Origin of the sequence: Hymenobacter segetis, from assembly GCF_038448715.1 — a bacterium.
GTDB classification, from domain to species: domain Bacteria; phylum Bacteroidota; class Bacteroidia; order Cytophagales; family Hymenobacteraceae; genus Hymenobacter; species Hymenobacter segetis.
In genome coordinates this window covers 1-11778 of the sequence record NZ_JBCEVZ010000106.1, presented here as the reverse complement: position 1 = coordinate 11778, position 11778 = coordinate 1, and the positions used below count along the sequence as shown (strand labels likewise).

General features: G+C 62.9%; 8 protein-coding genes and 1 riboswitch. Of the genes, 4 read left to right on the top strand and 4 right to left on the bottom strand.

The window, feature by feature from the left end:
• Nucleotides 1-4662: beta strand repeat-containing protein (locus AAFH49_RS21965; protein ID WP_342301595.1), on the bottom strand; the 4662-nt coding region annotated here is incomplete at its 3' end.
• Between the two features lie 370 nt (nt 4663-5032).
• On the opposite strand from AAFH49_RS21965, the gene AAFH49_RS21960 reads away from it, so the two are divergent.
• A complete protein-coding gene (locus AAFH49_RS21960) occupies nt 5033-5389 on the top strand; it encodes a hypothetical protein (protein WP_342301593.1) in 357 nt (118 codons plus the stop codon).
• Nucleotides 5390-5491: 102 nt separating this feature from the next.
• Here AAFH49_RS21960 and AAFH49_RS21955 read toward each other — a convergent pair whose 3' ends face one another.
• The 3 genes from AAFH49_RS21955 to AAFH49_RS21945 all read right to left on the bottom strand — a co-directional run bounded on the left by AAFH49_RS21955 (nt 5492) and on the right by AAFH49_RS21945 (nt 8253).
• Nucleotides 5492-6751, bottom strand: a complete 1260-nt coding sequence (locus AAFH49_RS21955; RefSeq protein WP_342301591.1) for a hypothetical protein — start codon at nt 6749-6751, stop codon at nt 5492-5494.
• An 8-nt stretch (nt 6752-6759) separates the two neighbouring features.
• Nucleotides 6760-7545, bottom strand: a complete 786-nt coding sequence (locus tag AAFH49_RS21950) for a hypothetical protein (RefSeq protein ID WP_342301589.1) — start codon at nt 7543-7545, stop codon at nt 6760-6762.
• A 129-nt stretch (nt 7546-7674) separates the two neighbouring features.
• Complete coding sequence (locus AAFH49_RS21945) at nt 7675-8253, bottom strand: RNA polymerase sigma factor (protein WP_342301588.1); 579 nt, start codon at nt 8251-8253, stop codon at nt 7675-7677.
• Nucleotides 8254-8460: 207 nt separating this feature from the next.
• Nucleotides 8461-8549, top strand: a riboswitch (SAM riboswitch).
• A gap of 269 nt (nt 8550-8818) precedes the next feature.
• Here AAFH49_RS21945 and AAFH49_RS21940 point away from each other — a divergent pair.
• The 3 genes from AAFH49_RS21940 to AAFH49_RS21930 form a co-directional block, all read left to right on the top strand.
• Nucleotides 8819-9577, top strand: a complete 759-nt coding sequence (locus AAFH49_RS21940; RefSeq protein ID WP_342301587.1) for a phosphoadenylyl-sulfate reductase — start codon at nt 8819-8821, stop codon at nt 9575-9577.
• Between the two features lie 138 nt (nt 9578-9715).
• A complete protein-coding gene (gene cysD, locus AAFH49_RS21935; protein ID WP_342301585.1) occupies nt 9716-10630 on the top strand; it encodes a sulfate adenylyltransferase subunit CysD in 915 nt (304 codons plus the stop codon).
• A 189-nt stretch (nt 10631-10819) separates the two neighbouring features.
• Nucleotides 10820-11778, top strand: a 959-nt coding sequence (locus AAFH49_RS21930) for a sulfate adenylyltransferase subunit 1 (RefSeq protein WP_342301584.1), incomplete at its 3' end; no start/stop codon positions are given.

The window sequence follows — 11778 nt, the reverse complement described above, 5'->3', positions numbered from 1 at the left end:
GGCCCCGCTGGCCAGCGGAGTGCCGCCGGGGTTGCCGGCGTTGGTGCTCACGGTAGTCGTGAAGGTCTGCGTCACTGCGCCGCTCACGCTTACGGTCACCGTCACGGGGCTGGCCGTGAAGTCAAGCACGTTGGTGGTCGAGCTGTTGCGCACGGTCACGGTCACGACCTGGGCGGCACTGTAGCAGGTGCTGCCGGCGGCCGGGGCTACCAGGGCGATGGGCTGGGCATCGAGGGCCACGGCGGGCACCTCGTCGGCCCCCATCCAAGGCGTGGTCGTGCTGCGGGTTTCCCCATCAATGTCTACCGTCACGCCCGCGATGGGCGTGCCGGCGGCCAGCGCCACGTTGGTGGTGTGCAGGTCGGTGGCCGCCAGGAAGCCGGGGTCAATGTTCTTGGAGTTCGCATCCTGGCCGGTGCCAGTCGTGGCCTGGAAGGCGGCCAGGGTAGTCAGGTCGGTACCGGAGGTAGTATTGGTGCCCGTGCCTCCGATGTTGCCCAGCACCCCTTGCGTACCGCTCACGAAGTAGTCGTTGTAGTCAATCGGCGCAAAGGCCGTATTGGCAGACGTGCTATAAAACGCAAATGCTTTGGGCGTGCCGCTAGCAGCCGAGCTGTTGATGGAGTTAACGAAAATGTTGTTGCGGATATCCAGCACCGTAGTTCCCGTGCCTACGTAAAGCGCTGCCGACATCAACGCAGCCGATGCCTGGGGAGCAGTGCCCGTCAGATTCACCGAATTATAATAGAGGTTGATGCCCCCTTGCCCGCCATTGTAGATGCGAATGCCTGTGATGCCCGCATTGGAGGAGCTGTTGAGGTTCGTCCAGCCCGCGCCCGTGATACCGGCCACGAAGTTGTTGCGCAAGGTCAGGTTGGCCGTGGTGCTACCCGTGCCGACGTCGATGCCGTGGCCGCTGTAACCGTTGGTGGTCGTGGCAGGGCCGACATTCAGCACCTTGTTGCGGTTCACCAGGCCGCCCGTGAAGCCCGTGCCCAGTAGCAGGCCGTAGGTATCCGAGGCAAAGGTGGTGGTGATGCCGGTAATGGTGTTCTGGCTAACCGCAGCCCCGGTCACGCCCGCCGGGAAGCTCATCCCGACCGGCGCAGTAGCTGAAGTAGCCACCACGTTCTGCACCAAGTTGCCTGTGACGGCCGGCGAAGTGGCCTGCGCCACGAAAATGCCAAACACGCTGATATTGGTAGCCGTGGCGGCCGTAGCGGGGCCAACGACGTTGTTGGTGATTTGCAGGCCCGTGCCCGGCGTGGTAGCATCAAGCCCCACCACAATGCCTTGGGAGGCACCCAGCACCGTGTTGTTATTGATAACGATGCTGTTGGCGCTGCCGCCGGTGCTCAGGTTGTAGGTGGTGCTGCACACCAGCACCCCGGTGCTGGTGCCGCTGCTGTTGGCAGCTCCCTGCAGGTTCAGGTTGCGCACCTGCACGCCTACGGCCGGCGCGGCCGGCGTGCCGGCCACCCACACCAGGGCGGCGGCCGTGGCCGTGGCGCTGGTGTTGCTCAGCGTCAGGTTGCGGGTGGTGCCGCCGGCCGTGTTCGAGCCGTCGAAGATGATGTATGAGCCGCTCGTTGTCTTAAAAGTCGAGGTCGTGGTGGCGTTGGTGAACGCCGTAACCACGCCCGTGTAGGGCTTGATGGTTAGCGTATTGGTGGCGCTGGCATCGGCATTGGCCCCGAAGTTGATGGGGTAGGTTTCGGTGCCCTGCGTGTTGCTGAACAGCAGGAAGCGCACCGGCCCGCCCAGGCCGCTGCTGTTGTAGGCCGCCGCCGCCGCCGTGAGGGTGGCAAACTCCTTGGTAGGGTCGGGCGAGGTGCCGGCCGCCGCGGTGCCCAGCACGTAGTAGTCGCCGGAAAGCGTCGGCAGAATGAGGTAGCTATTGGGGCTGCCGGGGGCCGTGCTGCCGGGCGGGTTGGTGCCCGAGCCACCTGCGGGGCTGGTGCTCGCATTACTGTTGGCGCTTGCGTCCTGGGCGGCCACGTAATACTGCACGGTGCTGCCCACTGCCGCCCCCGGAATGGTGAAAGTGTAGCTGCTGCCGCTCGCGGTGCTGGCCGCCACGCTCGTGTAGGCCCCGGTGGTGCCCACGCGGTAGTAAAGCAGCGGCGCGCCCGTGCCGGTGGCAATGCCGCTGGCATCGGTGATGGTGGCCGTGAGCGTGCGGCTGGCCGTGCTGGCCGTGCTGGCCAGCGCGGTGTAGGTGATGGTGGGCGGGGTCAGGTCGTTGGGCATGAAGCTGCCTTCGTCGGCCCCGATGTCCGGCGTGCTCGCGTCGCGGGCGTCGCCGTCGTAGTCGGTGGTGATGCCGCTCACGGGTGCGCCGTTGCTCTCCACCTGCGTGACCACGGAAGGGTTGATGTGCAGGAAGGTGGGGTCGGTGCCGGTGGTGCTCAGGAAGGGCGGGTTCTCCGATACCGAAGCCGCGTCGCGGGGTGTCACGCGGTTTTTGTAGACGGCCAGCGTCTGGTCGCTGTTGGTGCCGTCGTTGAAAATCAGGTTCGCGGCCGAGGGTGTACCGGCCCAGAACAGGTTGTTGTTCGAGGTGCTGGCGTAGCTGGTGAGCGTGGTGCTGCTGCGGCGGTAGGCTACCGTCAGGCCCGCGCCCTTCGCCGTCGAAGTGTTCACCACGATGTTGTTGCGCAGGTCCAGCGTGGGGGTGGTATTGGCAAAGATGCCTGAGGTGCCGAAGGTGGCAGCGCTACTGGTGGCATTCAGGTAAATGGTGTTGTAGTAGGCGTTGACCGTAGTAGTAGGTCCGGTAGCGGTGCTGGTGATGTTAAGGCCCGCAATAGCTGTGGTGCTGGAAGCAGCCGGCGTGCGCAGGTCGCCAATCAGGTTGTTGTTTACCGGGTAGGTAGTGCCGCCCGAAATGGTGATGCCGTTGGCAAAGCCCGCCGCGCCGGTGGCGCTCAGGTCGTAGATTTTGTTGCGGGCAATGTTGGTGCCCGTGGCCCCGCCCGTCAGCAGCGCGAGGCCCGTCACCGTGCCGCTGCCGCTGCTGATGGCCAGCCCCCCAATGGTGTTGCCCGTGACAATCTGCGCATCGGCAACCACGGTGTTGATGCTGATTCCCCGAACAGTGTGCGTGGTGGCCGCGCTGGTGCCGCTCACCGTGAGCCCCGTAATGGTGTTGTTCGTCACCGTTTCGGCCACCGGCGACCCAAAGTTGTAGTACCCGTAAAGCGTCAGGGCGGGCATCGTGCTACTGCCCGTCGCCGTGACGCTGTTGTCTTTAATCGTGTTGCCCGTTACCACCACCGCCGGACTACCCGCCGTGGTACCACCGCTGGCTTGAATCCCGTAGAACAACAGCGAGAATGCGCTGCCCCCGGTGTAGGCCGTGGTTAGCTTGAGGTTGGCTACGGTATTGTTGCTGATGTTGGTGGTGCCGGTTGAGAGGTTATTGATGCCTGCCATAAGAGCCCCACCGTTGGTAACAGACGTGACCACAATGGAGTTGGCGTTGCTAACGTCGCCGATGGTGTTGCCCGTGACGTTGCCAATGTTGGTATCGCCGGCTGACACGTAGATACCCGAAAACACCCCATTACTGGAGCCCGAGCCGCTGGTTGTGTTTAGCGCAATCCGGCGAATGGTATTGCCCTGAAGGCTACTGGCTGTGCCCGAGGAAAAGGCCGCCTGAATGCCTACAAACTTGTTGGCGTTGGCGCCGGCCACCGTGAAGGTGCCGCTCGCGGCACCAGCGGCTGCCCCCCCAATGGCGTTGCCCGTGATGGTATAGCCAGCGCCGGTCCCGATGAAGATGCCGAAGTACGTATTGCCAGCGGACGATGTGCGGGTAGTCGTCTGGTAAATGCTGTTGTTGGTGATGCTCCAGGCCGTGTGGCCATTGGCGTTGGTGCCCGCCAGGTAGATGGCCGCAGCATTGGCGCTGGCCAGGAAGTAGTCGAACAGCTCGTTGCTGTCAATGATGTTGCCGCTGTTGGCCGCGCCCGCTGTTGCCGTACCAAGCGAAAAGATGAGGAACGTGGGCGTAAGCGTGCCGCTCGAGGTACTAATCCGGTTATTCAGCAGCGAGTTGGTGCTGTTGCCCCCACCACCTGCCGTGCCGGTACCAAAGTATACCACCCCGCTTGTGGTGGAGGAAGTGATGCCCTGCACCTGACAGTACTGCACGGTGTTGTTGTTGGCATTGTTCACAAACTGAATGGTGGTGCCGCTCGCGTTGGTGTTGGCCACGAGCAGGCTGGCCGTGGTGCCCGTACCCCCGGCCCGGCCATCGAGCACCAGCGATTTGCCGCCGTTGATGTTAAGGATGGCCGTGCCATTGCTCCCCGTGATGCTGCGTCCGGTAGCGCCGGCCGCCGGCCGCACGGTCACCGTAGCGCCACCCGCCGGCACCAGTTTGTATTCAATGGGGAAGGTTTCGCCGGTGCTGACGTAGCCGCTTTGCAGCTCCAGAATGACCGAGCCGCTGATGCCGTTGGTGTTCACGGCTGCCATCGCGGCGGTGAGCGTGGCGTAGTCAGCGCCGGTTGGCCCCACGCTTTTCGTGCCTGTGACCTGGGCCCAGGCGCTGCCCACGTTGCCCAGCAGCGCTACCAGTATCAGAAAAGCCAGCCACCAGAGCCGGGCAGTAGTGGGCCGCGCCATGCGCTGCCCGAAGCGTAAAGGTTTTATCATACAGCAACAAAAAGGGGAACAGGAAATAAATGAATGACGGATGGAAAGCTGCAACGACCATTCCGGTAATAATGAGCAGCTTGAGCAACAGTACAGCCCTTAAAGCTACTGGAGTCGCCCGTGTTTTTCCTAATTATTGGGGTTAAATGTCAATTTTCCCCGACAAAGCGCCGTCGGGGCTAGGCGGGGTGGTGCGCTGCCTCCCCCAGGGCCAGGGGCCGTGCCCACGGGGGACAGGGGGCGTCCCCCCCAGGGACAGGGGTCGTCCCCCCAGGGATAGGGGTCGTACCTACGGGGGCATGAGGGCGATGCCAGGGGGGCGGGCCGGGTGCCGGGGCCAATTGTTTTTTTACTTACGTTTGCCCGGCCGGTGGGCCCGCAGAACTACTTCCGTCCCAACCAACTCATCACGCAGGCTGCCCTGCCCCTGGCCAGCCAGAACACGGCCCCCGTGGCCCTGGCCAAAATCGACGGCGTGGCCGTGACCCAGGGCGACGAAAAGGGCCACGTCGACGTGGCCTGGCACGGCAGCAGCCGCGCCAAAAGCTACGTGGTGCGCTATGGCCTGGGCGGCGGCCCCGACAAGCTGACCGAAACCAAAGTCGTCACCAAATCGCGCCTCAGCCTCTACGGCCTCGCCAGCGGCCAGGAAGGCTGGCTGAGCGTGTACGCCGTGGGCGCCGAAGACGGCCCCCCTTCCGCCCCCGTGCGGTTTATGGTGCCGTAAGGAATAAATCAGGGGTTAATAGCCAAGGGCTGCCGGGTGGGGACTATCATTTAATGATGACAGTCCCCACCCGGCAGCCCTTGGCTATTAACCCCGCTGCTCCTACTTGCTGAAGCGCACCGTGCCGTAGCGCACTCTGATGTTCACGTTGCCGGCTCCCCGGGCCGGGGCGGCGGCTCCAAACGTGCCCAGCACATCGCTCGTTTGCGGGCCGTTTTCCTGCGAGAGCACGCGCACCAGGTTTTTATCAACCAGCAGCTGCCCTTGCTCAGTGCTCACATCGAAGCGGAAGGCCGGAGCCTCGGCAAAGCCTAGGCGGATGGTGCTGAAACCGCCGTCGAGGTTCACCTGGCGGAAGTTGGCGCCCATGTCGCGCACCACGAAATCGGGGCAGTAGCGCAGGGCCATATCGAGGGCTTCATCGAGTTTTTCGATGGTGAAGCGCGAGTAGCCCGACGAGCCGCGCAGGTTGCGCACGGTGCCCAGGGCCACGTCGCCGTACTTGCTGTGCACGGTCAGGTCCTGCACGGTGCCGATATCCACGTCGGAATAGTTGTTGCGCAGGTCCACCGTCGTGCCCGTATCGAGGCGCAACTGGGCGTAGCTGGCATCAATGCTGGCGCGGCCGGCAAAGGCAATGCGGCAGTCGCCGTTGGCGATGCGGATGAGGTTGCGCGGGCCTTCGAGGCGGGCGGTACGCAGGGTGCCGTACTCCACGGCCAGCTCGGTGGGGCCGCTCACATCACCGGCCACAGTCACCTCGCCAAAGTTATTGTAGATTTTCAGGGCCGTGGTACGGGGCAGCCAGATGGTGTAATTCACCTCGTAGCGGCAGCCGCCGGCCCGGCCGCGCAGCGCGGGGCCAAACTGCGTACTCACGGCCACGCCACCGGTTTTTGCGTCGTAATCGAGCCACTGCACGCCCAGCGCATCCAGAATCTGGCGGGCCCCGGCGTCGCTTTCGGAGCGCGCCACCAGTTCGGCATCGACCTTTATTTCCTTCTTATTCCAGGGGTTAATCTGCACTCGGCCGTAGCGCGTATCGAGCGAAAACGGGCGGCCGGTTTTCGGCACCGCGTAGCTGCGCACGAGGTGGCGGCGCTGTTCCACTTGCAGGCTGGCGCTGCCCTGGCCGTCGGTCTGGTCCACCAGCGGGTTTTGCTGCGGGCCCTGCTCCTGCTCATCGCCACCAAACAAAGCGGCTTCGGCGCGGCGGGCTTCAGGGGTGAGAATATTGATGGCTACGCCGGGGCCCACCACCACCCAGCGGGCCTGGCGGTCCTGCGCCTGAGCACTACGCGGGCTCAACAGGCCCAGCAGCCCGCCGCACAGCGCCAACAGGCGGCTTACTCGGAAGACCATGTGCTGGTTCATTCGGCCTGGCGCCGGCTATCGGCCAGCACGTAAGAACTGGTGTTGGGAGCTGCCTGGGCCGTGTTGCCCAGGTTCAACTGCCGGTCCAGGATGTCGAGGCGGATTTGCAGGTTGCGGTTCATGGCCGTGAGCACGGCATCGGGCTGCGGGTGGTGCAACAGCTGCTGCTTGAGCTCGCGGTAGCTGGAGTCCAGCGACACCAGCTCGTGCTGCCAGTCAGCATTCATGGCGGCCATGCCGGGGCCGCTCAGCTGGCTCAACTCGGTTTGGCGGCGGGCCAGCTGGTTGGTATAGTAGGCTTCCATGCCGCGCACAGCGCGCACCAGCTGGCTATCGGCCCCGGTGGTGTGCTCGGCGGCGGTGAGGGAAAGCGGGTTGCCGCCCTGGTACAGGGCCGCGTCGGGTTCATTAGCAGCGGTGCCAAGCGTAGCGGCGGGCGCGGCAGCCACGGCCGTTTCGGGGGCGGCGCTGCGAGATTTCCAGGCTTCGCTGGCCCCAGCGGCAAACACGAGCAGGACCAGAGCCGCCGCTACGCCGTAGCGCTGAAACCAGTGGAGGCGGGCTTCGGGCTGAGCTACAGGAGCCACTGCCGCCACGGGTGCCACAAAGGGCACTTCCAGCGCCGCGGCAACGCGCATGGCCGGGGTTTGGGGCGCAGGGGCAGCAGCGTTTAGCTGCTCCTCCAGCGCGGCCCAGAGGTCGGGGCGTGGCTCGTGGGTGTCGAAATCGGCGCGGTGCCGCTCGACGAAGGTTTCAAGAGATTTATTTTTGAGGGTATCCATGAATGAGTAGCAGACGCACGGTTCGTCCAGGTTCAGGGCGGGCCACGGGGCTATACGAAAACCGCGGCCGGGCGAAAAAGGATGAAGGGTAGTTGAAAGGTTAAATGACTAGCGATAACGGATAAAAACTTAGCTAAGGCCGCGCTGAGCGGCTAATTCGCGCAGCCGAACCCGCGCCCGGCTGTACTGTGATTTAGAAGTAGATTCGGAAATTCCCAGGATGCCGGCGATTTCCAGATGGTCGTAGCCTTCGAGCAAATACAGGCTGAGCACCACGCGGTAGCCATCGGGCAGCTCCTGAATGCAGCGACGCAGCACGTCGGCGCGGTAGTGCATATCGGCCTCGTCTTCGGGCGAGTGGGCGGCGGTTTCGGCGGGCTCTTCGTGGTGCTGCTCGCCCAAGGGCACCAGTGCCAGCCGCCGCTGCCGCAGGCAGTTAATGCTCTTGTTCACCACAATCCGCTTCAGCCACGCCCCGAACGACGAGTCGCCCTTATAGCCGCTCAGCTCCCGAAAAGCGCTCAGAAACGACTCCTGGAGCACATCCTCAGCCTCGGCGTAGTCGCCGGTGATGCGCAGGGCGGCGTTGAACATGGCCTTGGAGTAGCGCCGGTAAATTTCGGCCTGGGCCTGGCGGTCGTTGAGGCGGCAGCGCTCCACCAGCGGAGCGTTGATGTCGACGTAGGCGGAATGGGCGAGGGCTTCCATTGCAGAAAACGGGGTATTTAGAAGTGCTTAAGCAACCCATAGACCAAGCGTTGGGTTCAGGGGTTGCACGGCAAATTACGCGGCGAAAGCACGGCCGCCAAACCTTTTGCGCAGTGGCCAGTTTCATCACCGCGAAACAAAATTTTGGCATTTCGCTTTTTTGTCTTTTACATTTGCCCCAGCAATCCTCGTTTGGGGCGCTATTCATTTTTATACAGAGGCGCGGAGAGACAGGCTCGACGAAACGCCGGCAACCCCCACCAGTTGGAACGGTGCCAAGTCCTGACATATAAAAACGCCGTGAGCACATCCACCAACCGCCGCCTGCACCCCACCACCCTCGCCGCTTCGCGCCGAATGTGCTGTTGCATGCCCCGTCCCCTGGCCTATATGCTGGGGGCAATTGCTGGTTGTTGAACTAGGGCTTCTCTTCCGGCGGCTGTTGCGACGGCCACCCCGCTATCCCTTTTGTGGTGATTGATTCATTGCGCGACGCATAGCGGGTTTTTGCGGCCTTCGCGGCCCATTCTGGTTTTTTCTACGGAGAAAAACTCCCCTTATCATCATGGCATTACCCCTTGAAAGCCAGGTCGCTGACCTGCGCCGTTACCTGCCCGAATGCTCGGTGCCGGAAACCCTGGCCCTGCTGGCCGACCACTTCCCCGGCCGCGTCTCGTTTTCCACCTCTTTTGGTTTGGAAGACCAGATTATCACGCACTTCATCTTCGAAAACGACCTACCCATCCGGGTTTTCACCCTCGACACGGGCCGCAATTTTCAGGAGACTTACTCGACCTGGAACAAGACCCTGCTGCGCTACGAAAAGCCCATCGAAGTCTTCGCCCCCAACGGCCCGGCCATCGAAGAGCTGACCCGCCAAAAAGGCCCCAACAGCTTCTACGAGAGCATAGCGAACCGGAAAGAGTGCTGCAACATCCGCAAGGTGGAGCCGCTGAGCCGCGCCCTGGCCGGCCAGCAGGTGTGGGTAACGGGCATCCGCGCCGAGCAGTCGCAGAACCGCCAGACCATGCACCCGGCCGAGTGGGACGCCGGCCACGCCCTCATCAAAGTGCACCCGCTCTTCGACTGGACGTGGGCCGAGTGCGAAGCCTTCGCCCAAGCCAACGGCATCCCGGTTAATCCGTTGCACCAGAAAGGTTTCGTAAGCATCGGCTGTGCGCCCTGCACCCGGGCTATTGCTCCGGGTGAGGACTTCCGCGCCGGCCGCTGGTGGTGGGAAGATGCCGCTGCCAAAGAGTGCGGCCTCCACGCCACCGCCGCTCACCAGGGCCTCGACCCGGTGGTGGAGCGAATGCCGGGCTAGGCCCGAACCGATGCGCCGGCGGCCGGGCCGCTGGCGCTACTTTCTTCCCCAAAGGCACCTTTCGCGGGCCTCATCCCACCCACCTCTTCCGGTTTTTCAATTTCGTCCGATTTTTTCGGGCCATGACTTCCTACGCCAATGCCAACCGCTGTTTATCTCGATTACCTCGACCGTCTGGAGGCCGAAGCTATTCATATCCTACGTGAAGTGGCCGGCCAGTTCGAGCGGCCTGCGCTTTTGTTCTCCGGCGGCAAAGACTCCATCGCCCTTACCCGACTGGCGGAAAAAGCTTTCCGGCCCGGCAAGTTTCCCTTCCCGCTCGTGCACATCGACACGGGCCACAATTTTGAGGAAATCATCAATTACCGCGACGAGCTGGCAGCGCATTTGGGCGAGAAGCTGATTGTGCGCAAGGTGGAGGACACCATCCGGGAGCGCGGCCTGCACGAGCCGGGCGGCAAATACCCCAGCCGCAACCCGCTCCAAACTTACACCTTGCTTGATGTCATTGAGGAGTTTGAGTTTGACGCCTGTATCGGTGGAGCGCGGCGCGACGAAGAAAAGGCCCGCGCCAAGGAGCGCATCTTCTCGGTGCGCGACGATTTCGGCCAGTGGGACCCCAAGCGCCAGCGCCCCGAACTGTGGAACATCTACAACGGCCGCATTCAGAAGGGTGAAAACGTGCGCGTGTTCCCCATCTCCAACTGGACGGAGCTGGACGTGTGGAACTACATCCAGCGCGAAAACATCAAGCTGCCAGATATTTACTTCTCGCACGAGCGCCAGTGCGTGGTGCTGCCCAGCGGTCAGCTGCTCGGTTTCAGCGAACACCTGAATTTGGATGAGACTGACGAAATCGTGAACCGCCGCGTGCGCTTCCGCACCGTGGGCGACTCGACCTGCACGGCCGCCGTGGAAAGCGACGCCGCTTCGGTGGACGACATTATTCAGGACCTGCTGCTGGCTAAAGTGAGTGAGCGCGGGGCCACGCGACTGGATGATAACCTCTCGGAAACGGGAATGGAGGACCGGAAGCGGAACGGGTATTTCTAGAAATCAAATGTGGGGAACCTTACCCCCGGCCCCTCTCCAAAAGAGAGGGGAGCTTGACACCGAAGTCATTGGCTCAAAGAAATCAATTAAACAAATAATCGACTGGCTCCCCTCTCTTTTGGAGAGGGGCCGGGGGTGAGGTTCCCCCGCGTGGGGTCGCCTGCCCGCCAGCCGCAACCAAACATCAAAATGGACCTTCTCCGATTTATCACCTGCGGCAGCGTCGACGACGGCAAGAGCACGCTCATCGGCCGCTTGCTTTATGACAGCGACTCCGTTTCCCTCGACGTGCTGGCTACGCTGGAAAAGCGCCGCGCCACCACTGGCGGCGACGTCGATTTAGCCCTGCTCACCGATGGCCTGAAGGCCGAGCGCGAGCAAGGCATCACCATCGACGTGGCGCACAAATATTTCACCACGCCGCGTCGCAAGTTTATCATCACTGACGCGCCGGGCCATGTGCAGTACACCCGCAACATGGTGACCGGCGCGAGCAACGCCGACCTCGCCATTGTGCTCGTAGATGCCCGCCAGGGCGTGATTGAGCAGACCCGGCGGCACACGCTGCTGGCCTCTCTGCTGGGCATTCAGCACTTCGTACTGGCCGTAAATAAGATGGATTTGGTGGGCCACGAGGAAGTGATTTTCCAGAAAATAGTGGCTGATTACGCGGCCATTACCGAGCAGCTGAAACTGCCGAACGTGGTGGCCATTCCGCTCAGTGCGCTCAATGGCGACAACGTGGTGCGCCGCTCCGATTTCCTACCCTGGTACCACGGGCCCAGCCTGCTGGAACACCTTGAAAGTGTGCCGGCCGCCATTGATGCTAACCCGAATGAGCCGCGCTTTCAGGTTCAGTATGTGATTCGGCCGCAGACGGAGGAACTGCCTGATTACCGGGGCTACGCCGGCCGGATTCAGAGCGGCACTTATCGCCAGGGCGACCGGGTACGCATCTGGCCCTCGGGGCTGGAAACGGTGATTGAGGCCATCGAAGTCAACCAGCAGGAAGTGGCGGCGGCCAGCGCCCCGCAAGGCGTGGTGTTGCGCCTGCGCGACGATGTGGACGTGAGTCGGGGCGCTACCATCGTGCCCATCAGCGCCCACCCGGCGGTGGTGCGCGAACTGGAAGCCACGCTGTGCTGGAT

What these genes read in the sequence shown, in the direction of transcription:
- AAFH49_RS21955 (WP_342301591.1), bottom strand. Translation starts at nt 6,751, where the DNA reads ATGGTCTTCCGAGTAAGCCGCCTGTTGGCGCTGTGCGGCGGGCTGCTG.
- AAFH49_RS21950 (WP_342301589.1), bottom strand. Translation starts at nt 7,545, where the DNA reads ATGGATACCCTCAAAAATAAATCTCTTGAAACCTTCGTCGAGCGGCAC.
- AAFH49_RS21945 (WP_342301588.1), bottom strand. Translation starts at nt 8,253, where the DNA reads ATGGAAGCCCTCGCCCATTCCGCCTACGTCGACATCAACGCTCCGCTG.
- AAFH49_RS21940 (WP_342301587.1), top strand. Translation starts at nt 8,819, where the DNA reads ATGGCATTACCCCTTGAAAGCCAGGTCGCTGACCTGCGCCGTTACCTG.
- cysD (WP_342301585.1), top strand. Translation starts at nt 9,716, where the DNA reads ATGCCAACCGCTGTTTATCTCGATTACCTCGACCGTCTGGAGGCCGAA.